Annotated in this window: 17 protein-coding genes; 13 read left to right on the top strand and 4 right to left on the bottom strand. The window is 45.5% G+C overall.

The genetic code is table 11. The annotated features are described in order from the left end of the window. The first annotated feature begins 59 nt into the window (after nucleotides 1-59). From RH949_RS22190 to RH949_RS22160, 7 genes are all read left to right on the top strand, one after another. Nucleotides 60-1,853 carry a sodium:solute symporter family protein gene (locus RH949_RS22190; protein ID WP_446356188.1) on the top strand — a complete coding sequence of 598 codons (1,794 nt, stop codon included), beginning with the start codon at nucleotides 60-62 and terminating at the stop codon, nucleotides 1,851-1,853. Between the two features lie 51 nt (nucleotides 1,854-1,904). After that, nucleotides 1,905-2,069: a hypothetical protein gene (locus tag RH949_RS22185; RefSeq protein WP_006099783.1), complete on the top strand. Its 165-nt coding sequence runs from the start codon at nucleotides 1,905-1,907 to the stop codon at nucleotides 2,067-2,069. Nucleotides 2,070-2,199: 130 nt separating this feature from the next. Next, nucleotides 2,200-2,805, top strand: a complete 606-nt coding sequence (locus tag RH949_RS22180; RefSeq protein WP_446356186.1) for a GNAT family N-acetyltransferase — start codon at nucleotides 2,200-2,202, stop codon at nucleotides 2,803-2,805. A gap of 144 nt (nucleotides 2,806-2,949) precedes the next feature. After that, the gene (locus tag RH949_RS22175) at nucleotides 2,950-3,708 is read left to right on the top strand and encodes a HEAT repeat domain-containing protein (RefSeq protein WP_006099865.1); all 759 of its coding nucleotides are present in this window, start codon (nucleotides 2,950-2,952) and stop codon (nucleotides 3,706-3,708) included. Nucleotides 3,709-4,007: 299 nt separating this feature from the next. Continuing rightward, complete coding sequence (locus RH949_RS22170; protein WP_006099857.1) at nucleotides 4,008-4,586, top strand: general stress protein; 579 nt, start codon at nucleotides 4,008-4,010, stop codon at nucleotides 4,584-4,586. 265 nt (nucleotides 4,587-4,851) lie between these two features. Beyond that, nucleotides 4,852-6,357 (top strand): pentapeptide repeat-containing protein, encoded by a 1,506-nt coding sequence (locus RH949_RS22165; RefSeq protein WP_446356183.1) that lies wholly within the window; start codon nucleotides 4,852-4,854, stop codon nucleotides 6,355-6,357. Nucleotides 6,358-6,471: 114 nt separating this feature from the next. Continuing rightward, nucleotides 6,472-8,262, top strand: coding sequence for an AAA-like domain-containing protein (locus tag RH949_RS22160; protein ID WP_446356181.1), 1,791 nt, complete (start codon nucleotides 6,472-6,474; stop codon nucleotides 8,260-8,262). Between the two features lie 100 nt (nucleotides 8,263-8,362). Here RH949_RS22160 and RH949_RS22155 read toward each other — a convergent pair whose 3' ends face one another. Continuing rightward, nucleotides 8,363-8,521: a hypothetical protein gene (locus RH949_RS22155; RefSeq protein ID WP_006099712.1), complete on the bottom strand. Its 159-nt coding sequence runs from the start codon at nucleotides 8,519-8,521 to the stop codon at nucleotides 8,363-8,365. A gap of 96 nt (nucleotides 8,522-8,617) precedes the next feature. Here RH949_RS22155 and kaiC point away from each other — a divergent pair, with 96 nt between their 5' ends. The 6 genes from kaiC to RH949_RS22125 all read left to right on the top strand — a co-directional run bounded on the left by kaiC (nucleotide 8,618) and on the right by RH949_RS22125 (nucleotide 18,022). Then, on the top strand, nucleotides 8,618-10,330 hold the full coding sequence (gene kaiC / locus RH949_RS22150) for a circadian clock protein KaiC (protein ID WP_446356179.1): 1,713 nt from the start codon (nucleotides 8,618-8,620) through the stop codon (nucleotides 10,328-10,330). A gap of 48 nt (nucleotides 10,331-10,378) precedes the next feature. Further along, nucleotides 10,379-10,699, top strand: coding sequence for a circadian clock protein KaiB (gene kaiB, locus RH949_RS22145; RefSeq protein WP_446356177.1), 321 nt, complete (start codon nucleotides 10,379-10,381; stop codon nucleotides 10,697-10,699). Nucleotides 10,700-10,743: 44 nt separating this feature from the next. Then, nucleotides 10,744-11,088: a circadian clock KaiB family protein gene (locus tag RH949_RS22140; RefSeq protein ID WP_006099669.1), complete on the top strand. Its 345-nt coding sequence runs from the start codon at nucleotides 10,744-10,746 to the stop codon at nucleotides 11,086-11,088. Between the two features lie 21 nt (nucleotides 11,089-11,109). Continuing rightward, nucleotides 11,110-14,742, top strand: a complete 3,633-nt coding sequence (locus tag RH949_RS22135) for a PAS domain S-box protein (protein WP_446356174.1) — start codon at nucleotides 11,110-11,112, stop codon at nucleotides 14,740-14,742. Nucleotides 14,743-14,906: 164 nt separating this feature from the next. After that, nucleotides 14,907-16,418: a diguanylate cyclase domain-containing protein gene (locus tag RH949_RS22130; protein ID WP_446356172.1), complete on the top strand. Its 1,512-nt coding sequence runs from the start codon at nucleotides 14,907-14,909 to the stop codon at nucleotides 16,416-16,418. Nucleotides 16,419-16,447: 29 nt separating this feature from the next. After that, nucleotides 16,448-18,022, top strand: a complete 1,575-nt coding sequence (locus RH949_RS22125) for an ATP-binding response regulator (protein ID WP_446356170.1) — start codon at nucleotides 16,448-16,450, stop codon at nucleotides 18,020-18,022. A gap of 13 nt (nucleotides 18,023-18,035) precedes the next feature. On the opposite strand, the gene RH949_RS22120 is transcribed toward RH949_RS22125, so the two are convergent. From RH949_RS22120 to RH949_RS22110, 3 genes are all read right to left on the bottom strand, one after another. After that, nucleotides 18,036-19,181 (bottom strand): hypothetical protein, encoded by a 1,146-nt coding sequence (locus RH949_RS22120; protein ID WP_446356168.1) that lies wholly within the window; start codon nucleotides 19,179-19,181, stop codon nucleotides 18,036-18,038. Between the two features lie 594 nt (nucleotides 19,182-19,775). After that, the gene (locus RH949_RS22115; RefSeq protein ID WP_446356166.1) at nucleotides 19,776-21,704 is read right to left on the bottom strand and encodes a tetratricopeptide repeat protein; all 1,929 of its coding nucleotides are present in this window, start codon (nucleotides 21,702-21,704) and stop codon (nucleotides 19,776-19,778) included. Continuing rightward, nucleotides 21,652-23,007 (bottom strand): P-loop NTPase fold protein, encoded by a 1,356-nt coding sequence (locus RH949_RS22110; protein ID WP_446356164.1) that lies wholly within the window; start codon nucleotides 23,005-23,007, stop codon nucleotides 21,652-21,654. Before RH949_RS22110 ends, RH949_RS22115 begins: the two co-directional genes overlap by 53 nt. Nucleotides 23,008-23,331: the final 324 nt, after the last annotated feature.

The following is a 23,331-nucleotide window of genomic DNA, read 5'->3' as shown; positions in this document are numbered from 1 at the left end:
TTATCTGACCTAAAAGCGATGTATCATATCAAATTCAGGTCAAACGTTATCGCAAAAGTATGCAACAGGTTGATTGGTTGATAGTTCTGCTCTACCTGATTGGTTCAATGGGATTAGGACTTTATCTCTCACGCAAAGCCTCAGGGAGTTTAGTTGATTTTTTCGTCTCCGGGCGATCGCTTCCTTGGTGGTTAGCGGGTACAAGTATGGCAGCGACAACGTTTTCTATTGATACACCCCTTTATATTGCTGGGGTTGTGGGTAATCGAGGCATTGCCGGAAACTGGGAATGGTGGAGTTTTGGCATCGCCCATTTGGTGATGATTTATATCTTTGCCCGATTGTGGCGACGTTCGGAAATTGTCACCGACGCGGAATTGACTGAACTGCGTTATGGCGGACGAACAGCCGCAATTTTACGGGGAACCAAAGCCTTTTTATTTGCCGTACCGATTAACTGTATTGCCATTGGCTACGCTATGCTTGCCATGATTAAAGTGGTGGATGCCTTGGAACTTTGGCAGAGTTTGGGGATTGAACCGGGGGAAAATCTGAAAATTTTGAGTGTGGTTGGTGTTAGTGTTTTGGTTTTAATTTACTCAGGTTTTGCGGGGCTTTGGGGTGTAGTCACTACCGATTTTTTTCAGTTCTTTTTAGCACTATTTGGGGCAATTGTTGTCGCGATCGCGGCGGTGAGTCATGTCGGTGGAATTCATGTCCTTGTGCCAGAAGTGCAGCAGATAACCGGACATGATATTTTATCCTTTTTTCCGATAACTGATAATTTCCGCTGGAGTGAAACGGCGGGAATTACCGCGAGTACCTTTTTTGCCTATATCTTTCTCCAGTGGTGGACGTTTCGTCGGAGTGATGGTGGTGGGGAATTCGTGCAACGTTTAGCGGCGTCTAAGGATGAAGCGGAGGCAGAAAAAGCCGCTTGGTTATTTAATATTCTCCATTATGTGATCAGAACTTGGCCCTGGATACTCGTGGCGCTGGTGGCGATTGTCGTCTATCCCGATTTATCCGACCGAGAATTGGGTTATCCTAAACTGATGCTGGATTTCCTTCCCCCGGTGATGTTGGGGTTAGTGGTTACGTCTCTACTGGCTGCGTTTATGAGTACGGTATCTACATCGATTAACTGGGGCGCATCTTATTTAACCAATGACCTGTATCAGCGCTTTATCAGACCGAATGCTCAACAGTCAGAGTTGGTGTTAGCGGGGCGGATTGCTTCAGTGGTGGTGACGGCATTAGGGGCGATGGCGGCGTTCTTTTCTCAGGATGTGGCAACCGTATTTCGGTTAGTGATTGCCATTGGCACCGGTCCTGGCTTAGTCTTAATCTTACGCTGGTTTTGGTGGCGAATTAACGCCATAGCTGAACTGACGGCAATGGTGGGTGGGTTTATTGTCGGGTTAACCACCAGTATCGTCCCGATTATTCAGATTGAGGAGTTTGGTTTGCGTTTACTGGTAACGACAATTATTACCAGTGTGTTATGGATTACAGCCCTGTTAGTGACGCCGCCAGAATCGGAGGCAACTCTAGATGAATTTTATCGTCGGGTGCGTCCAGCAGGTCCGGGTTGGCAACGTCAACAGGAAAGCACGGGATTACTACCGATTCAAAACCTGGGACAGGATATTAAACGGGTATTTGCCGCCATTTTATTGTTGTTTGGTACTATGTTTGCGATCGGAGGATTTCTGCTGCTACAACCCCTGACGGGTTGGGTGTCCCTGATTATTGCTGTGGGTGGGGCAATGTTGCTGCGTCAGCTTAATCGGAAAAAAGCTGTACCGATGCCTAGACCGGGATTAGATGATCAAGACGATGATTCCAAGTAGTTATAAGATAGATAACAATGGCGTTACAAATCTTTATCCAATTGGATACCTATGTCTATTTTCCGTCAGTATATTGCCCCTTTTTTGATCGTCTTAGTCTTTGTCGTCGCGTTACTTGCCGTCAGCGCTCGCATCTTTTTGCCCAATGATATGGCAGCGCCTGCACCTATTGAAGATACGAATTCGGTGAGTATGAGGGGATTGGGGACGTTTTGAGTGTTGAGTGTGTAGGGGCGGGTTTAGGGACTTTCGTCTCGCTGTTGATGATAAGTGTTGTTCAAAACCCGCCCTGACTCGTGTTGAATTTTGAGTTTTAACCCTTCGCGTCGCACCGCTATCAGGGAAAATGTATCATTGCTCCCCCCGCTTCCAGACGCGCCATGGCACGTCTGTTGTCTGCGAAACGTTATCGGTAAAACCCGCCCCTACAACCACACCCCTGCTCCCTTATTGCGATCAGATGCGTACATCATTAATACCGGGCTATCAGCTACGAGTTGGCTCTCGACTGGAAAAGGCAACCTTGTTGAAGTTTCTCCAACTGAGTTATCAAGAGCTTTTCCCGCAACAGCAAGATTTTTCTCATTTAGAAGAGACAATACGACGGTATTTTTGTCAAGACACACCGTTATGGTGGGTAGACTTAGCCAATCCTGAAGGTGACGCCGCACCATCAAATCAACCTGTCGCTGGTTTATGGCTGGGAAATGCCGTTGATCAGGTCAGTGGCGATCGCCATGCCCATGTTTTTTTACTCTACGTGATGCCAGAGCATCGGCGTCGGGGTATTGGTTCGGCACTGATGTATCATGCTGAAAACTGGGCTAGAGTTCGGGGCGATCGCCAAATTGGGTTGCAAGTGTTTGAGTCAAATCCGTCGGCTGTGCGCCTTTACGAGAAGTTAGGGTTCCAAACCCAGTCCCTTTGGATGGTGAAACCGCTGTCTGGATAAGAGTTCTGAGTGTTGACGCTTCACTTTTTCCCAAGGCATACTTTTGAGTGCGAGAATGTTCAGATGGATAAGTTGACAAAGGAAAAATAACAAATAACAAAGGACATAGGACAAATAACCGCTGAATAAGATATTTTTTTAAATATGTATGATAATAACGAGCTAAGATTAATCGAGGCGGCAGGTGAGCTAGACAGCCCTCTGGATGAAATCGAGCCAATTGATGACCACGCAGAAGCGACTCAACCCGATCCAGAAGCGATGCTGGCTCTGCTAACCGCCCCAGAAACGCCCCAACGGATGCTGGCGGCGCGGGCTTTTTGTGAACTTCAAGATGAACGGGCAATTCCCCATCTGATTAATTTGTTAAACGATGTCTGTCCGTTGGTACGGGTGAGTGCGGCTTATGCATTAGGACGCAATCCTGATCCAACAGCCGTCGATCCTTTAATAGAGCAACTGAACCGGGATTGGAATGGGTATGTGCGTAAAGGGGTCGTTTGGGCATTAGGTAATTGCCGCGATCGCAAAGCATTGCCCAGCTTGATTGATGCCTTATGTACAGATATCTCTGCCGTGCGTTTGTGGGCAGCAAGTTCCCTGGCACAGATGGCAAAGCTAGACTATGAGGATATCGTCGCCTGTGTTCCCCCATTAATTACTGCCTTAAAGCAAGACCCCATGGCAGCAGTACGCAGTAACTGTGCTTGGTCATTAGGGCAGCTTTGTCGAGAACTCCCCTCGAATGCTATCTATGCAGGTGCAGTTGACGGTTTAATTGAAGCCTTTGCCGAAGATGAAGATATGGGCGTGCGGGAAGATGCTAAAGCGGCTCTGTTGAGAGTGGGCGATCCCCGTGCCTTACAGATGATTGAGGAAATTGAGCTAGACGGATTGTTTTAGGGGATTTGTCTTATGTCATTCGTCATTCGTCATTCGTCATTCGTCATACTCGCTTCCCCTGCTTCCCCTGCTTCCCCTGCTTCCCCTGCTTCCCCTGCTTCCCCTGCTTCCCCTGCTTCCCCTGCTTCCCCATCTCCCTCAGCTCTCTATTCCCTATTGCCTATCAACAGCTTCTCTCTACAGACTGATGAACTTTTTGTGTTCTCTTACCAAAATAGAAAGGTGAATAAAAACGCAACAATAATCCGAGTCCTGCATTCTGACAGGTTGATCGGTTTTGAAGTATAGGGAGAAAAAATATGGCTGTAGCACAATCACAATTAAGACATGCAATTGGCGTCTTTCCTAGTCGTCAACAGGCAGAAAATGCGCTCATGGAACTCAGAGATAGGGGATTCGATCTGGATCGAGTTTCCGTGATTGCTAAAGACGCTAGCCTCAATGAGAAAATTGGCGGTACGGATCTCCATAAAAGCGGTGGCAACCAGGCGGGAAAAGGTGCAAAAGCGGGTGCCGCTGCTGGCGGTACGGTAGGCGGTTTCCTCGGTTTAATTGGTGGTCTAGGCGTATTAGCAATTCCTGGAGTCGGTGCAGCTACAGAATTAGGAATTGTTTTAGCGAATACCCTCTTAGGAGGTGTTATTGGTGGCGCTGGTGGTGGTTTAGTTGGTGCCTTGATTGGTTGGGGAATCCCCGAAGATGCTGCTAAACATTATGATGAACGAGTTTCCGTCGGCGATTACGTGGTGATTGTAGAGGGTACAGAAACCGAGATCCTGAATATGCAACCCATTTTCCAAAATCGAGGAATTCAGGATTGGGCTATCTATAATGCACCTGGCGTCAATACCAATCCTCAGATGGGTACCAGGGTATAGGTATAAGGATGGACAATGTTCATCCGATAAGATTTAAGAAATGGTGGGGATAAGTCCTCGCCGTTTGTTTTTTGATATCCTCCCCAACCTCTCTCCCAATGGTCGATTGAGGTTGGGGATTTCCATCATTTCATTACTGATGAGACGTCCTGGTTTATAGTTCTAGGCAACCCATTCATCAAACCCTTATTATGGAAGCATTTCAGTTAAGTGTGTTTCTTCTATCTATAACGGATGTGTAAAGCGGAACTTGTCTAACGATTTTATGTCTCCACAGACGAATGAAGACTATCTTGCCTTACTCAGGCAAGGGGTGGAGGTATGGAATGCGTGGAAAGCGCACCACCCGGATATCCGACCCAATCTCAGCTTTGCTACGGGTAAGGGCGTTGCCATCCAAGGGGCGAAACTCAGTGGCGTTGATTTGAGTCGGGCAAATCTAAGTCAGGCAGATTTGAGTAAAGCGGATCTGATTGGCGCAAACCTGAGTGAAGCATATTTGAGTGAGGCATATTTGAGTGAGGCGGATTTGATCGGTGCAAACCTCACAGCAGCCGATCTGAGAAATGCTGACTTAATTAGTGCCAATCTCATTGGTGCGAACCTGAATAACATCTATCTTAGTGGTGCTGATTTGACTAAAGCCAACCTCAGTGGTGCTGATTTAGTGGGGGCAAAATTGATTGGCGCTAAACTGAGTGGAACCAATCTGAGTGGGGCGAATCTCAGTGGGGCGAATCTCAGTGGTGCTCACCTTGTTGGTGCAAACCTGAGGGGGACGAATCTCAAGGGTGCTAATTGTAGTCAAGCCAATCTGCGGGGCGTTAACTTACAACGCTGCAAAGCCTTCAACACCGATTTTCACCAAGCCATATTCACCGCCGCCTGTCTGGAAGACTGGCACATCAATAGCGGGACAAATTTAGCCGAGGTGATTTGTGAGTATGTTTACTTACAAACAAATCAACACGAACGCTGTCCCCATCAGGGAACATTTGCCCCGGGAGAATTCACTAGGGTTTTTCAAGTTCCCTTAGAAACGGTTAATTTAACGTTCCGCAATGGTATTGATTGGCAAGCGTTCTTTGCCGCTTTCCAAGCCTGTCAAGTCCAGGATGGGAGTAACATCCTCACGATTCAATCCTTAGAAAATCGCCCTGATGGGGTATTAACCATCCGGATTGCCATTCCTATCGATGCCAATCGGTTGGAGGTTGAGCATTTCCTTAATCGTGAGTACGATGCCCAACTTGAGGTGATTGATAAAGACTATCGTTATCAGTTACAGGTGAAATATGAGCAAGTGGCTACCTATCGTCAGCAGAGTGCCAACTTAACCGAGATTCTGCAACGGTTGGCGGAGAAAACCGTGAATCCTGCTCAAACGATTAATGTAGAGGCAAGACGGTTAGTTGAACCCCTCACGCCTTACCCCTCTAATCAAGGTGAGTCCGTGAAAAATTGCCCGTCTGGAAACTCGGCGATCGCACCTGCTTATACTCTAGAACAAAAGCAAAGACTGACCGATACCGCGACCAAAATTCAAAAGTTACTCCAACAGCTCGATCAAACCTATCCCACGAATACGCCTCTGGAAAAACAACGAGTGGTTATCGAGGTGCTAGAGAGGATTGAGCAGAATCCGATTCTGAAAGCTTCAGTCGTTGAAGGCTTAAAAGGCGTGCAGACTGAGGTATTAAAAGAATTGATTGATCATCCTTTAGTCAATGTACTGCTGGCAGCGTTAGAAGAGTATCAGAAAATACAGTAAGCGGTCATGCATTTAAATTGGGTATTCCCCAAAAATCCGCAAACAGTGGCTCATATCGACTTTTACCGGGACTGGCATTTATGATCAATGCAGGATCACAAGCTGGTTTAAACAATGCCGCGATCGCTCCAAGTTCACTCTCACTCCGTTTCCCGCGTTAAATCGTCCCTTTTACGGAATGGCTTTCCCAGTCAGAAGCTTTTGGCTGAAGCCTTGAGTATCTCCCAATCCACCGTGAGCAACTTCCTCAACGGCAAACCCGTGGATTATATCAATTTCGTGGAACTTTGCGCCGCATTAGGGCAGGAATGGCGGGATATCGCTGATTTAGAGACTCCATCTCCAGCTTCGGAGGTACGGGAAATCAGAGCTAAAGTGCTGATGAGTGGATACGCCCCTCATTTTAATCTGACCCAAACAATACAACAGGCAATTTGTCAAGCGGGTCATGACGTTTTTTTGGCGCAGCAAAATACTGCCCTCGATAACTACTTAAAGCTATCCGATTACTTGCTGCTGCTATTATCCCAAACCACCGCCGTTAGCGAAATGGTACTCGAACAAGTTCGGCTGGCTAAGACGTTACACCACATCACGCCCCAAAAACCCGCAATTTTGCCCATTTTAGTAGACGTTTGTCAGAATGGAAATGGTATCAGTACCCCCTTACCCTTCGATTTACTCGGCTATTTACAAGGTACTCAACCGTGGCACTGGCGTTGTCATGATGATCCGACGATTCTCGCCTCAGAAGTTCTCCAGGTTCTCAGCCAAGGGCGCACCGCTTTGCCAACGGATCATCAATTGGCGATTTCTTGGAGTAAACTGACTCCCCAAACACAGAAAAATACATCACTTCATGCGCCTCTCCCTGTCGCTGCACCAGAATTACCCGAAGGGCAAGTCGATCTTGACTCTACCTTTTACATTAATCGCCCGCCCATTGAATCGGTTTGTTATGAAACCATAACTCGACCGGGGGCATTAATCCGAATCAAAGCCCCCCGACAAATGGGAAAAACCTCTTTGATGGCGCGAATTCTGCGTCATGCTGAACAGCAGGGATCTCAAACTGTGGCTTTAAGTTTACAACTGGCAAATCAGCGGATATTAGCGAATTCTAATACATTCTTAGAATGGTTTTGTGCCAGTGTCAGTTTAGCCTTGGGGCGACTCGATCCCGAACAACTGGCAAAATATGCCCAGTTAGCGGATATGATTGGCAGCAATCAAAGCTGTAAAGCCTATTTTGAACAGTATTTACTTCCCCATATTTCCACCTCATTGACATTAGGATTAGATGAAGTGGATCGCCTCTTTGCCTCTCCGGAAATTGCCGATGACTTTTTCGGGTTATTACGGGCATTGCATGAGGAAGCGAAACGGCGCGAGATTTGGCAGAAATTCCGGTTAGTGGTGGTACATTCTACGGAAGTATATGTTCCCTTGGATATGAATAAATCGCCCTTTAATGTAGGATTACCGATTGAATTGCCAGAGTTTAATCAACAACAGGTGATGGAGTTAGCCAGACGCCATGGATTAGAATGGTCGATTGAAACGGTAGATTCTCTGGTTACCTTAGTTGGTGGACATCCTTATTTGGTGAGACTGGCACTTTATCATATTGCCCGTCAGGATATGACATTAGAGGACATCCAGCAAACCGCGCCCACGGAAGCAGGAATTTATAGTGATCATTTGCGCCGCCATTTGTGGAATTTGCAAACCTATCCGGAATTATTGGACGCGATGAAAGCCATAGTAATGGCATCGACGCCAGTCCGTTTACCCTCGCAACAGGCGTTTAAATTAAACAGTATGGGACTGGTAAAACTCTTTGGTAATGATTGCACGCCTCGGTGTCAATTGTACCAGAAATATTTTCGCGATCGCTTGGCGTAAGTGTGGGGAACAGGTGATTCTATTCGCCAACCGAATTTTGGAAAAGAGAGAAAATGGGATGCTCCCGATCTATAGCAACCGCCATAGCGGTTAGGACATATCATTTATGTAGAGACGCGCCATGGCGCGTCTCTACAATGGTGCCGAAAGTTCTTAAAACCTTACCAGCATTGATTTTCTCGCCTGTAGTTGACACATAAGACCGACGTGCGCCCGATTTAACCACCATGACGTAAATCCCCCTGCCTCCAATCGTCATAAATTCCTCATTTTTTCCCGATAAGATGAGGGGATGGATAAGGGTGGCTCATTTTCACCAGTCCACGACTAACCAAATTCTGAGGAAGGGCAATCCATGTCAAAAACCACATTAGCCAAAAATCAACTTCGCAAATGCCCAACCGGGATCAAAGGATTAGACGAAATTACTGATGGCGGATTGCCGTTAGGACGAACAACTCTGATTTGTGGAACAGCCGGGTGTGGAAAGACGTTAATGGGGATGGAGTTTATAGTAAGGGGTATCCTGGACTACTCAGAATCGGCTGTGTTCATGGCGTTTGAAGAAACGGCGGCAGAATTGACCCAAAATGTCGCCTCTTTGGGTTGGGATTTGGACGAATTGACGGCAACAGAAAAACTCTCGATTGATTATGTTTATATTGACCCGCAGGAGATTGAAGAAACTGGGGACTATGATTTAGAAGCTTTATTTATTCGCCTCGGTAGTGCCATTGATGCCATCGGTGCCAAGCGAGTTGTCCTGGATACTGTTGAAGTGCTGTTTTCTGGCTTGTCCAATACCGCGATTGTCCGGGCAGAGTTGCGGCGGTTATTTCGCTGGTTGAAAACGAAAGGGGTTACGGCAATTGTTACCGGGGAAAAAGGGGAGAACTCTCTGACTCGTTATGGCATCGAAGAGTATGTTTCTGATTGCGTGATTCGCCTCGATCACCGTCTCTACGAAGATATTTCAACCCGTAAATTGCAAATTGTCAAGTACCGGGGGTCTAGTCACGGGACAAATGACTATCCTTTTCTGATTAATTCAGACGGGATTACTGTATTGCCAATTACATCCGTGGGATTAGATCATACCGTAACCCACGAACGGATATCGAGTGGGATTGAACGCCTCGACACTATGCTGGGAGGGGAGGGATATTTTCGTGGTAGCAGTATTCTGATCACAGGTACAGCGGGAACGGGGAAAACGACGTTGGCGGCACATTTTGCTGAAGCCACTTGTCGGCGGGGTGAACGCTGTCTCTATTTTGCCTTTGAAGAAGCCCCGCAGCAAATTATCCGCAATATGCAATCGGTTGGCATTAATTTACCGGAATTTGTCAACCAAGGCTTGTTACGGTTTCAGGCGAGACGTCCAACGGCTTATGGCTTAGAAATGCACCTGGTACAAATCCACAGTTTAATTAAAAAGTTTCAGCCCACGGTTGTGATTATTGACCCGATGAGTAATCTGACGATGGGCGGTACTCTCTTACAGGCAAAAGCGTTTCTCTTCCGTCTGATTGATCTGCTAAAGTCCCAACAAATTACGGTGTTTTTGACGAATTTAATCCAAGGGGGGATGCTTGTTGAGCAGACGGAGATCGGCGTTTCCTCGTTAATGGATACGTGGTTGGAGGTGCGTTTTGTGGAGAGTAATGGCGAACGCAATCGTGTATTTTTTATCCTCAAATCTCGTGGGATGGAACACTCCAATCAGGTGCGGGAATTGAAATTAACCAAGCAGGGAGTCGAGTTAGTCGATGTCTATTTAGGAGAAGGGATAGTGCTGACGGGTACGGCGCGAAGGATTCAAGAGGAAAAAGAAAAAGCCGTGAAGTTGACTCGAAAACAGGAATTTGAGCGCAAACGCCGCAATTTTGCCCGCCAGAAAGCGATTATCCACTCCCAAATCACCGCCTTGCAAGCGCAACTGGAACGGGAAGAGGAAAATATTGAAGAGATGATGCAGGAGGAGCAATCCCACCAAGATAATCTACAGCAAAACCGAGTCGCGATCGCGCAGCTTCGTCAGGCGGATTTCATTCAGGGCAATGAGTAGACGTCTGTGGTTAATCTCTCAAGTATCAACTACCCAGTGTTTTTAAGTATGGAAACTCTACAAGAAATTAGCAATCAGGCATCAGGATTTTGGCAATTGCGCCTCTATGTAGCAGGGCAAACCCCGAAATCAATTAAAGCATTTGCTAATTTGAAAAAAATTTGCGAGGAACACCTGAATGGTCAATATCATATCGAAGTGATTGATCTACTCGAAAATCCTCAACTTGCCAAAGGAGACAAAATTGTGGCGATTCCGACATTGGTGCGGAAACTGCCGCCGCCACTCAAACAAATTATTGGCGATTTATCCAATACTGAAAAGGTTTTGGTAGGACTCGATTTGCGTCGAGACTCCGAACCAATTTAGCAGACATAGTGTTAATTAATTTCATTAAAAAATAGGATAAAACAATGAAAAAAGAAAACCTAAAAAGTTCGACAGAAGCCTTTGAAAAAGCCCTAACTCAAAGCAACACAACCCATTACTGTCTCCACTTGTATATTTCTGGAACAACGTTAAAATCGATCCGTGCCATTGAAATGATCAAACATATCTGTGAAGACTATCTTCCCGAACGATACACTTTGGAGGTTATCGATATTTATCAACAACCGGAATTGGTTAAGCAAGCACAGATTTTTGCCACACCTACCCTAATTAAAACACTGCCCCTGCCATTACAACGGATTATTGGCGATATGTCCCAGACAGAAAAAATTATGGTGGGGCTAGATATTGTGCCGAAAAATGATTAGCTATAAATTACGTTGAAATCGATGCCAGAAAAAACACGGGAGGAATTAGAACAAGAACTTCAAGACTTACGCGATCGCCTGAGTGTCGCGGAAGAAACATTGCAGGCAATTCGCCAGGGTGAGGTGGATGCATTAGTCGTATCAGGACCCGCAGGTGACCAGATTTTTACCTTACAGAGTGCCGATGAACCTTATCGACTCTTTGTGGAACAAATGCAAGAAGGGGCAGCTACGGTGACATCTGATGGAATGCTGCTGTATTGCAATCGCCGTTTAGCAGATCTTTTGCAAAGAAATTTAGAAACGGTTATTGGCTCTAACTTTAAACAATACCTTAACCCGGTCGAAGTCCCCTTCTTCCAATCCCTATTGCAGAAAGATAAAGCCGGATATAGTCACAGGGAATTCTACCTCATTGCCAGTGATCAGACAGAGATTCCTGTGGAGCTATCGGTCAGTCCATTGATGATGGAGGGGGTCAAAGTTAATTGTTTAATTGTAACGGATTTAACTGAAAATAAACGACAAAAAAAAATAGTTGCCGCTGAAAAGCTGGCGCGTTCTATTTTCGAGCAAGTGGCTGACGCGATTGTCGTCTGTGATCAAAGGGGCACTATTATCCGCACCAGTATGGCTACCCAGGAACTTTGTGGTCAAAATCCCATACTTCAGCCATTTGATCAGATTTTTCCGCTGATGTTTAGCTCATCTACTATTCGGGAAGATAATCATACAATCTCCTCACCATCCCCAACCTCAGGACACCCCTTTTCCATTGCCACAATTCTGAATGGGGAAATCTTCCAAGGGATTGAAGTCGTTTTTGGGCGAGAGGATGGGCAACAATTCCATCTACTCCTGAGTGGGCGGGCGTTGTTGAACTCCAAAAACCAGATCCAAGGGTGTGTGGTGACGCTGACGAATATTACCGCTCGTAAACAGTCAGAACAAGCGCTGCAAGAGAGTCAGGAACGCTTTCGTCGTGCCGTCCTCTATTCACCTATACCGATTATGCTCCATGCTGAAGATGGCGAAGTGTTGCAGATTAACCAAGCTTGGACAGAACTCACGGGTTACACCCATCAAGACATTCCCACGATCGCAGATTGGACTCAAAAAGCCTACGGTACTCGCCAAGGGTTAGTTCAGGAAAATATTGATCAGTTATATCACCTCGATCAACCCATTGGCGAAGGCGAATATACCATTATCACTCGTAATGGCTCCACTCGCATCTGGGATTTCTATTCCGCCCCCTTGGGTAAGCTGAGTGATGGGCGGCGCATGGTGATTAGCACCGCCCTGGATGTGACGCTGCGTAAGCAAGCTGAACTCGCTCTGCAACAGGCAAAAGCCAGCTTAGAAGTTCAGGTAGCCAAACGCACCAAGGCGCTGCAACAGGAACTGCAAACTCGTCACCAAGCCGAACAAGAACTTCGGGCGTCCCAGGCTCGATTTGCGGGTATTCTAGAAATTGCCAGTGATGGGATTATTTCGGTTGATGCCAATCAACACATCATTTTATTTAATCAAGGGGCGGAAAAGATGTTTGGCTATCGGGTGAGTGAAGTGTTGGGTCAACCCCTGGATTTACTGTTACCCAATCGCTACACCCTTGCTCACCACCAACATATTAAAACCTTCAATCATTCTCAGGGGAAAGCACGGCGTATGGGAGAACGCCAAGCTATTTTTGGTCGCCGCAAAGACGGCACAGAATTTCCAGCAGAAGCCTCTATTTCCAAGCTGACTCTAGGTGATCAGGTGGTGTTTACCGCGTTTGTGCAGGACATTACCGAACGCCAACAATTTGAGGAAAAACTCCAGCAAAGTGAAACCCGACTCAAAACCATCATTACTGCTACCTGCGACGGAATCATGATCGTCGATCGCCAGGGTCAGGTTTGTTTTGCCAACCCCGCCGCCGCCCAGCTTTTTGATATGACCCCAGATGCATTACTGAACTATCAGTGGGGAATGCCTTTAGGAGAAACCACAGAAATCAACTTGATTCAATCGAGTGGGATAGGGCGAACGGCAGAAATGAAGGCAACTCCGATTCAATGGTTCTCAAAATCGGCTTATGTGATTGCCTTACGAGACATTACTAAACGCAAACAGGCACAGTTATCCCTACAACAGGCGAAAGCCGACGCCGACGCCGCGAATCAGGCAAAAAGTATGTTCCTAGCGAATATGAGCCATGAATTGCGGACTCCTCTGAATATTATTTTGGGGTTTACCCAGGTGATGAGTCGTGATCCAGCGATTACTCCAGAGGAACAAGAAAATTTAGACATTATTAATAAGAGTGGCAATCATTTACTCAGTTTGATTAATGATGTCCTGGATTTATCGAAAATCGAAGCCGGATGTATTAGCGTAGAAGAGAGCCGTTTTGACCTAATTGCTTTGATGCGATCGCTCCAAGAGATGTTTCAACACAAAGCACGGGCTAAAGGGTTGCAGCTTCACTTAAATATTGCGGCTGATGTTCCTCACTATATTCAGGCAGATAGCAACAAATTGCGCCAAGTTCTGATTAATCTGCTCAGTAATGCGATTAAATTCACGCAAAATGGCAGTATTAATTTACGTGTAGCACTTTTGAAGGCAGAAGGAAATGATCACGGTTCAGACGCCGAGGATATGATAACTCCTCCATCTTCCCAGACGCGCCATGGCACGTCTCTACAGGCTTCCCATCTCCATTTTGAGGTTTCCGACACGGGTGTGGGAATTGCGCCAACGGAATTAGGAAGTATATTTGATGCTTTTATCCAAACTCACGCCGGGAAAGTGGCAAATGAAGGAACGGGTTTAGGGTTAGCAATTAGCCGTAAGTTTGTCCAATTAATGGGTGGTGATATTCAGGTGAGTAGTCAACTGAATCAAGGTAGCACGTTCAGCTTTGAGATTCCGGTTCACTTGGCTGATGCATCCGATATAGAACTTGTTCATACTCACCGCCGAGTTATTGGATTAGTTCCCAATCAACCCTGCTACCGGATTATTGTTGCTGATGATAAACCCGAAAACCGCCAAATTTTGGTTAAGCTGTTAACCTTTCCAGGGTTAGAGGTGCGCGAGGTGGAAAATGGACAGGAAGCGCTGACATTGTGGCAACAGTGGCAACCCCATCTGATTTGGATGGATATGCGGATGCCGATCATGGATGGCTATCAGGCGACGCAACAGATTCGTTGCCAATCAGACAGTCAAACCCCAATTATTATCGCGTTAACGGCTTACGCTTCCAAGAGCGATCGCGCCTCTGCACTAGAAGCGGGTTGTAATGATTATGTTACCAAACCTTTTCAAGTGGAAACGTTGTTTGCCAAAATGGAAGAGTATTTAGGAGTACGCTATGTTTATGCAGGTGATCAGCCACAATTATCCAGAACGACTCAGCCAGAGACATCGGTTCAGGGAAATCAGTTAACTCCTGAACGTTTATCGGTGATGCCCCTATCCTGGATTGAAATGCTCTCTGAAGCGGCACAGCTTTGTGATGATGAAGAAATTTTCTCGCTTATTGAACAAATTCCGCCAGAGGAAACGCTTCTAATCACGACTCTAAGCCATCTTGCTCACAATTTCCAGTTTGATCCAATTATTCAGCTAGCTCAAGCTGTGATTAATTCAGATAAGTAGTTCCGTTATTTCTGATAAGGGCGGGTTTTGTTTTTCATTTATCGGTGACTAGCTGAATTGATTCCCTAAACCCGCCCCTACAATTGTCCCTAAACCCGCCCCTACAATTGTCCCTAAACCTGGCTCTACAATAGAGTTATTACTTATAATGGAGGAGGGCAGCGATGTTGGAGGTTAAAGCGAATATCTTAATTGTAGATGACCATCCTGATAATCTGCGATCGCTGGCTGCCATCCTCAGCAGTGCTGGGTATAAAGTGAGAAAAGCTATTAGTGGCAAGATGGCGTTAGAAACCATTCGTTCCCACCCACCAGACTTAATTCTCCTCGACATCAAAATGCCGCAAATGGATGGCTATACCGTTTGCTCAACTCTAAAAGCCAACGCCGCTACTCAAAGGATTCCCGTTATCTTTTTGAGTGCCTTAGATGACGTAGCGGATAAAGTAAAAGCATTTAATATGGGTGGGTCAGACTATATTGTAAAACCCTTTCAGGCGCAAGAGGTATTAATCCGCGTTAAAAATAACCTGATGATTGCCCATCAACGCCAAGAACTTCTCGCCCAAAAGAAGCAACTTCAAGATCAAAATTCCCAATTACAGCTTTTATTAACCCTGACTCACCGGATTAGCCAAACCGATGATTTTCAGTCTACCCTAACTATCACATTAACAAAAATTTGTCAAACTATTGATTGGGATTTTGCCGAAGCGTGGATTCCTAATCCGAAAGAAACTCTCCTGGACTGTAGTCGGGGATGGTATAGTCGAGATCCCACCTTTGACTTATTTAGATATCATCGAAAAACTACTACCTTTGCGCCGAATATTGGACTACCGGGGCGAGTGTGGGTATCGCAAAAGCCGGAATGGATCACCGAGATTTCGGCAGAATCGGCTTGCTGTTGTCTTTGTGCGGAAGGGGGGTTAAATCTTGACTTGAACACGGGTGTCGGTGTACCGATTCTGTTTCGCGATCGCGTCTTAGCCATTTTAGTCTTTTTCAAACAAGCCAGGAGTGAATCCGAACCGAGATTAATCGACTTTATCCAGCTAATCGCGGCTCAGTTAGGCACATTGATGCAGCGGATTAAAGTCGAAACGGCTTTATTTGAAGCCAATCAGAAACTCAAATATTTAGTGACTATTGATGGCTTAACCGGAATCGCCAATCGCCGCAAATTTGACCAATATATTCATCGAGAATGGCAACGACTATTTCGAGAGCAACTCCCCCTTTCCTTAATTTTAGGAGATATTGATTTTTTTAAGCGTTATAACGATACCTATGGACATCAAGCCGGCGATGATTGTCTGCGAAACGTAGCCACTAAAATCCGCCTCTTAGTTAAACGTCCCGCCGATTTAGTCGCCCGCTATGGCGGTGAAGAATTTGCCGTCATTTTACCCAATACCAATGCCAAAGGCGCGATTCATGTTGCCGAAACTATCCGCCAAGGCGTGGAAACTCTCAAGATTCCCCATGGCGGTTCAGAGAGCAGTAAATATGTCACCTTAAGTTTAGGCGTGTCTAGCCTAATTCCTAATTCTTTAGTGAACGTGGAAGGGTTAATTAATCAGGCAGATCAGGCATTGTATCGAGCTAAAGCAGGAGGCAGAAATCAGACGGTAGCGGAATACTCAATTCCCGTAAATTTATACTGCACTATTTAAAATTAAACCGACGAGAGCAGAGGCTGGTTATGGTAAACAAGCAAACGAGTATTTTAATCGTAGATGACAATATAGATAACTTGCGCTCCTTGGCGGCAATTCTTAAATTAGAGGGTTATAAAGTTAGAAAAGCTATTAGTGGACAGGTAGCATTAGAAACGGTTCGTTCTCACCCGCCGGACTTAATTTTTCTCGACATTAAAATGCCACAGATGGATGGCTATACAGTCTGCTCGATTCTTAAACAAGACACCACCACTGGTTCAATTCCCATCATATTTTTAAGTGCCTTAAATGAAACGGCTGATAAACTAAAAGCCTTTGCCGTTGGCGGTGTAGACTACATTACTAAACCCTTTCAAGCCCCAGAAGTCGTGGCGCGAGTCGAGAATCAATTGCGCCTCCAGAGACTTTCTCAACAACTTGTTGAGCAAAATGCACAGCTAATTCAAGAAATTCAGATTCGCCAGCAAACTGAAGCCGCTTTGCATCAAGCTGTTGAGCAAGCTGAAGCCGCCAACTGTGCCAAAAGTGTGTTTCTAGCTAACATGAGTCACGAACTCCGTTCTCCTCTCACAGGCATTTTGGGTTACGCTCAACTGCTGCAAAAAGCTACAGACTGCACTCCTTTGCAACAGAAGGGGCTTGGCGTTATTTATCAGTGCGGTAGTCATCTACTTACGCTAATTAACGATATCTTAGACCTATCTAAAATCGAAGCTCAAAAACTGAAAATATTCCCCGATTATATTGATTTTTGTTTATTCTTAAATCATCTGGCTGAACTCTTCAAGTTCAAAGCTCAAGAGAAAAAACTTAAATTTGCCTATTTTCCCCTAACTTCACTTCCCCCAGAGATATATGTTGATGAAAAACGTCTGCGCCAAGTTTTAATTAATCTTCTTTCTAATGCAATTAAGTTTACTCATCAAGGTAGTGTCACTTTAAAAGTGAGTGTCAGGAGTTACAGTTGTGAACTGAATGACCATAAAGTAACTTCATCAAGGCAAACGGATAAAGTCCAAAAAACTCTTGCCAATATCCGCTTTGAAATTGAAGATACAGGGATAGGAATTACTCCAGAAAAACGGGAGAAAATTTTCTTACCCTTTGAGCAAGTGATGGAGAGTTCACATAGCCCAGAAGGAACGGGGTTAGGACTGACCATTAGCAAAAAAATCCTTGTTCTTATGGGAAGTAAAATTTTTCTGGAAAGTTGTCCTAACCGAGGAAGTAAATTTTGGTTTGATTTAGATGTATTAACGAACTTACCCAGGTCATATTTTACTATGATTAATGATAGTCAGAGCCAAACTCTATCTCAGGAACTTGGGGATGAGTCGCATCAAATCATCAACACTTTATCCCCAGAACCTGAACTGGTGGTTCCGCCGCTAGCAGAACTACTACTGCTGTATGAAGCTGCTCAAATGGGTGACGTTCAAAATGTGCAGCAGCAAATTTTGCGACTTCAACAATTAAATTCTGACTATCTTGCCTTTGTTACGCAGGTGTTGGAACTCGCGGATAATTTTGATTATGAGGAAATTCTGGAATTAATTGATCAGTATTATGATTATGGCGGAAAAATGACTACCTGCTAGGGCGATCTTACACTTACTGCACTAATTCTAATTCCTTTAAAGCCCTCTCCAACGCCGCTGTTTCAAAATTGAGTGTCAGCGCCCCGTGAAAATTTGGTTTTACGGTAATATCATCTATCGTGTAAACATTGACAAAGCCAAACTGTACGGCTTTAATATCAGTTTTGCGAGGAATTACATCCACATATTTTTTAAGATAATCTTTACTCAGATTGACTGCCACATCAATCCGATGATAGTTGCCGACATTAACAAAGCCAAACATCTTGATATCAACTTGAGATTGTTCTTCATTTAACTTCTCTTGCAAGGTAAATGTCCCGGTTTCAATTAATTCCTCCATCTGGTCTATGTCTGCCAAATTTTTCTTGTAGACTGCCAATAATTGCGCGATTGTAGCGTCATCCTGATTTTCAAGTACGAGATCGAGATTCACACCTAACTTTTCTTCCTTAACTGTTGCCTTCAGGAACGCGATCGCGTGATTCTTAAGTTCTGTTTGGTTTTGATTATCACCTTGAACCGCTCGATGTTTTTGGTTGCCGTTATCCAGTAAGTTGAATTTTACAAAAAGCTTGTCAATTCCCAAAATTTGCTTTTGAATCGCCAACACCAGCATGGAACGAAGGTTATACCGTAGTTCGCCAATCGGATCAACTAACCACCAAATTTTGCGAATGGGCGAAAATCGGGGTAAATGTTTGCCCCGACGCCAGTAGTATTTTAACTTCTGGTAAGGTAGATAGCGATCCAAAACTGCCATCTGCCAGTAGGGAATTTGAATCAACAGTTTGCCTGATTCAAAGGTGACTTGATAGCGTAGATGGGATTCGACTTGAATCTCAACGTCATAAAGATGAAAAATACTGGTACGCTGACCCAGTATCCCGATGTGAAAATCCCGGAGAAAATAGACAACGGCATCAAGTTGCTGTAAGATTTGTTTTTTGATGGGATTAAGTGGCAAGTTATCACCGAGTTTTAAGGAAACGTGATAGGCTTCCTCCAGAGGACGGATTTGGCTCGATGGAATCTGTCTGCGGTTCAATGATTCACTAACTGCCTGGTTTTGATGGTGTAAAGCATCAGCGGTGTGGCTGGTAAACTGGTCGAGAAATGTGGTATGGGCGGGGTTATTTGGGGAGAAAGGTTTGGTCATGATGCAAGAGCCGTCAACAATGGTGTTATGATTCGTGTTGCTCAAGATTGAGTTTAGCGTAGTCGCTCGGCACAGCTACAATTGTCGGATAGATTTTACGGTGAAATGGGCGCACAGCGTCAAACCCCTCTCCCCCAGCCCCTCTCCCACGCCAGCCCTCACCCCCAGCCCCTCTCCCACGCCAGCCCTCACCCCCAGCCCCTCTCCCAAGCTTGGGAGAGGGGAGCAAGAGGGGAGCAAGAGAATCCGATCCCCCTTCTCCCATGCAACAAAAGCGAAGCATCCTCTGTCATCCCTCCTCGCAGGGGGGAACGAGGGGGGTTGGGAGAAGGGGTTAGGGGATGAGGGGGAAAATGTCAACGAGTAGATAGACAAGGTAGGGGTTTGGTTACCAAACCCTACTTAAAACCTTATCAGCATTAGTTTTCGCTTTCAGTTGACACCAAAGGCACGGCGTGCGCCCCTACAATGCTAATCAACCCATTAAGGTGTGCTACGCCGCTATCGTGGGTTGAGCGAAGTTGAGTGGGTTGAGCGAAGTTGAGTGGGTTGAGCGAAGTTGAGTGGGTTGAGCGAAGTCGAAACCCACCAGCCTTAATTCTGTGATATTCGTTCTAAGTTTTCTCGCGTTACACCAGCCAAATAGTCATCCTGATACTCTAGGAATATGTCTAAGGCTGTCTGTAAATTCTCCCTCGCTTCGGCGTAGTTTTCCTGGGCTTCTGCCAGTAATCCTAATTGTCCATAAGTGCGAGCTTGAGAATAGCGATCGCTAAATTCAATAAAAATATCCAGAGCCTGCTGATAGTATTGCCTTGCCTGCTCATACTCCCGTAACTCTTGAGCAACCCATCCTAAATCGTGATAGGTTTTTGCTTGATTATAGCGATCGCCAAATTCAATCTTAATATCCAGAGCTTGCTGATAGTATTGCAATGCCTGCTCATACTCCCTTAACTCTTGGGCAACATTTCCTAACTGGTGATAGGTGCGAGCTTGAGAGTAGCGATCGCTAAATTCAATCTTAATATCCAGAGCCTGCTGATAGTATTGCCTTGCCTGCTCATACTCCCGTAACTCTTCGGCAACCATTCCTAACTGGTGATAGGTGCTAGCTTGAGAGTAGCGATCGCTAAATTCAATAAAAATATCCAGAGCTTGCTGATAGTATTGCTTTGCAATCTCATACTCCCGTAACTCTAGAGCAACATTTCCTAAATTATGATAGGTGTTAGCTTGAGAGTAGCGATCGCTAAATTCAATGTAAATATCCAGAGATTGGTGATAGTATTGCCTTGCCTGCTCATACTCCCGTAAGTCTTTGGCAAGCATTCCTAAATTGTGATAGGTGCTAGCTTGAGAATAGCGATCATCAAACTCTTGAACAATCTCTAAACAGTCCTGATAGAACGATTCGGCTTGTTTAAATTGTCTCAAGTCTTGGTAAACAGTACCCAAATTCAATAATTCTGTAGCTTCACTGTGCCGATTCTCTACTTTTTGGGATAGCGTTAACGACTGCTGATAATACTCAATCGCTCTATCAAATTGCCGTTGCTGCTGATAACTCCTACCTAACTGATTAAAAATCCTGACTTGAAACCCTAAATCATCCGGCTTCAACACCTCGGCTTCGCTCGGTGTTGACACCTCGGCTTCGCTCGGTGTTGACACCTCGGTTTCGCTTGGTGTTGACGTTGAGCAAAGAGTTGACGCTGAGCGAAGTCGAAGCGCCAACTTCAGCGCCGCCTCTAAATACTCCCTAGCTTTTTCAGGTTTCCGCTGAGTCAGATATGCCTTACCCAACTGTTCTAAAATCTCCGTATAATGCTGCAGATTTTCCCCCGTTGCCTGTTCTCCCGTGGGCTGATAATCCATCAACAGACGCTCAAGTAATTCCACTCGTTCTTGTTGTTCTGGTGTGGCGATTCGAGGGAATGACTCTGCTGGCTGAAACGCCCGTTCTATAGCCATCTCCTGCATCTGGGGAGATGTTTTAAACCGAAAAACGCCCGATGTCCACGCCCAAAAATCCGGGGCAAATTTAGCTAACCGAGTAATCGCATAATCAGGCAGAATAAACAGTAAGGGATAGGGAACCGTGCGTTTATAGGCATCACGGACAAAGTTCAGATCCACTAACACCGGCGGATGCTCACCAAACACACCAATCGACTTGGCTAATCCCTTAATTATCACTACTCTCTTTTTATCCGCTTCCGGCTGAATCTTATCTAACTCTTGCACCAATTCATCTCGGAGAAAGCGCAAATTCGGATCAGCAAATTCCAGAATCACCCACTGAATCCCCTGACAATCCTCATGGCGGGTTAAGGCTTCAATCAGCAGATCCTGATCTGGGGGAAAATTCACCTCAATAAACCCCAGAGTAAAGTCTTCAGCAAAGTCAATAAACGTCAGCAGTTCGGCAAACTCGGCTTGATTCCGTGCCAAAAACTGTCCGATTTCCTCATACTGTCTGCCCGGATTGGATAGCGGCGAGGGCTTTTTGGAAGAATTCATTTTGCTTCACCACAGGATTAGGATAATTCCAGCGTTTGTCGCCGTTATATTCTAGAACGGATACATTAAAGAGCATCAATTGACCCAACTCATCTTTACTGACGTTTTTAGTCAGGCAAACGTGAGCCAATAGCGGATAATGCTCATCCGGAATAAACCGTTCAAACCCAAACTGTTGTTGCTTAATTGCATAGGTAACATCCTCACCATTAATCGTCTCATGTTTCCGGGTACTGGCAGTACGACAAGCCGTTCGCATCATCTGCATCAGTTGGCGCACATGACCCCCACTGGCTTTAGCCATCTCTAACAACACCTGGCGAGATTCAAACACATCCTCCACCTGAACCCGCTTTTCAATTAATCCCGCCATCGCCTCTAATCCGGCGGGTTTATAGTCCAAATCACAGCGTTCCCGTTCAAATTCATAAATCGTCACCATGGGGACAATATGGGGGTCACTATCCCATTGTTTAAGCGGGTTTTTCGGGGAACACAGCACAGAAATCGGGACGGTATAAATTAGGGTACAATTCAGGTCTTGTAACTGGGTGGCATAATCGAGAAATAAATGGTCAGCCACCTCTACGGGAATCCGATCCAGGTTATCAAAAATAATCAGTAACCCTTTATAGTCGGGGAACTTTTGGCGCAGTTTGATATAAGCATTTCCCAATAACAGATTAACATCCGCCTTGAGTCGGGATAAATCCTTCTCCAAGGTTTGACGAATCGTCTTTTTCTGCTTATTTGAGCCTTTGATTTGCGCCAGCAACTTAACCAAGAGTTTAGCAATAAAGGGCGCACCAGCACCTAAGCTAGCTTCTCCAGTAATACTGACCGATTTTTCTACCGTTTCCTCGGTTTCTTGGGTGACATCCTTAAACCAAGCTTCAAATTGCTGGAGGAGTTGAGCATCAAAAGACAAGCCGTGTTTGCGGAGTTCAAATTCGACTTGCTTAATCACAATTAAATATAAATCCGTGTAGCGAACATCATTAATATCGGTTTCCTCATTAACTTCCAGATAGATGACATAATAATCATCCCGCCAGCGCTGTTGAATCCGTTTCAATTCCGTACTTTTGCCACAGCCACGATGTCCAGTGAACAGAATCGTGGTATTTTCTCCAGGTTCCTGGAAGTCCAAGATAGTGCTAACACTCTCAACAGCAGAGGATTTACGCACCGGGGATAAATCGACATAATAGCGCTCCATTTCTGCGGGTTCCAAGGGCGCTAAGTCACAGGCTTTAAACGCAGATTTCAGGGTATTGGCGCGGGGATAATCAGATTGAGTCATCAGAGTTGAGAAAATAGCGATCGCCTGAATCCTGATTATAGTTGAGAGAAGTCACCGATTAAGGGGTGTAGGGTGTGGGGAATCTGTGCCACGACGCTCTAAGCATCCTCCACCACGATGGATTAGGGTCATTGGTGTCAACTTAAGGTGAAAGTCAATGCTGGCAAGGTTTTAAACTGGGGCTATCTACTTCTTGACATTTTCCCCCTCATCCCCTAACCCCTTCTCCCACCGTGGGGAGAAGGGGAACCGGACTCTCTTGCTCCCCTCTCCCGTCCAAAAAAAGCGAAGCATCCTTTGGCTTCCTCCTTTTTAAAAACCAGT

This window comes from Coleofasciculus sp. A1-SPW-01 (assembly GCF_040217205.1).
In the GTDB taxonomy this organism is placed as follows: Bacteria; Cyanobacteriota; Cyanobacteriia; order Cyanobacteriales; family Coleofasciculaceae; genus Coleofasciculus; species Coleofasciculus chthonoplastes_A.
The sequence above is the reverse complement of the archived record's forward strand: the minus strand, read 5'-3'. Positions and strand labels throughout refer to the sequence as shown.

Coding starts and splice junctions, on each gene's coding strand:
- RH949_RS22115 (WP_446356166.1), bottom strand. CDS start 21,704: ATGAATTCTTCCAAAAAGCCCTCGCCGCTATCCAATCCGGGCAGACAG.
- RH949_RS22165 (WP_446356183.1), top strand. CDS start 4,852: ATGTCTCCACAGACGAATGAAGACTATCTTGCCTTACTCAGGCAAGGG.
- RH949_RS22185 (WP_006099783.1), top strand. CDS start 1,905: ATGTCTATTTTCCGTCAGTATATTGCCCCTTTTTTGATCGTCTTAGTC.
- RH949_RS22160 (WP_446356181.1), top strand. CDS start 6,472: ATGCCGCGATCGCTCCAAGTTCACTCTCACTCCGTTTCCCGCGTTAAA.
- RH949_RS22125 (WP_446356170.1), top strand. CDS start 16,448: ATGGTAAACAAGCAAACGAGTATTTTAATCGTAGATGACAATATAGAT.
- RH949_RS22170 (WP_006099857.1), top strand. CDS start 4,008: ATGGCTGTAGCACAATCACAATTAAGACATGCAATTGGCGTCTTTCCT.
- RH949_RS22120 (WP_446356168.1), bottom strand. CDS start 19,181: ATGACCAAACCTTTCTCCCCAAATAACCCCGCCCATACCACATTTCTC.
- RH949_RS22190 (WP_446356188.1), top strand. CDS start 60: ATGCAACAGGTTGATTGGTTGATAGTTCTGCTCTACCTGATTGGTTCA.
- RH949_RS22175 (WP_006099865.1), top strand. CDS start 2,950: ATGTATGATAATAACGAGCTAAGATTAATCGAGGCGGCAGGTGAGCTA.
- RH949_RS22140 (WP_006099669.1), top strand. CDS start 10,744: ATGAAAAAAGAAAACCTAAAAAGTTCGACAGAAGCCTTTGAAAAAGCC.
- RH949_RS22135 (WP_446356174.1), top strand. CDS start 11,110: ATGCCAGAAAAAACACGGGAGGAATTAGAACAAGAACTTCAAGACTTA.
- kaiC (WP_446356179.1), top strand. CDS start 8,618: ATGTCAAAAACCACATTAGCCAAAAATCAACTTCGCAAATGCCCAACC.
- kaiB (WP_446356177.1), top strand. CDS start 10,379: ATGGAAACTCTACAAGAAATTAGCAATCAGGCATCAGGATTTTGGCAA.
- RH949_RS22130 (WP_446356172.1), top strand. CDS start 14,907: ATGTTGGAGGTTAAAGCGAATATCTTAATTGTAGATGACCATCCTGAT.
- RH949_RS22155 (WP_006099712.1), bottom strand. CDS start 8,521: ATGACGATTGGAGGCAGGGGGATTTACGTCATGGTGGTTAAATCGGGC.
- RH949_RS22180 (WP_446356186.1), top strand. CDS start 2,200: ATGTATCATTGCTCCCCCCGCTTCCAGACGCGCCATGGCACGTCTGTT.
- RH949_RS22110 (WP_446356164.1), bottom strand. CDS start 23,007: ATGACTCAATCTGATTATCCCCGCGCCAATACCCTGAAATCTGCGTTT.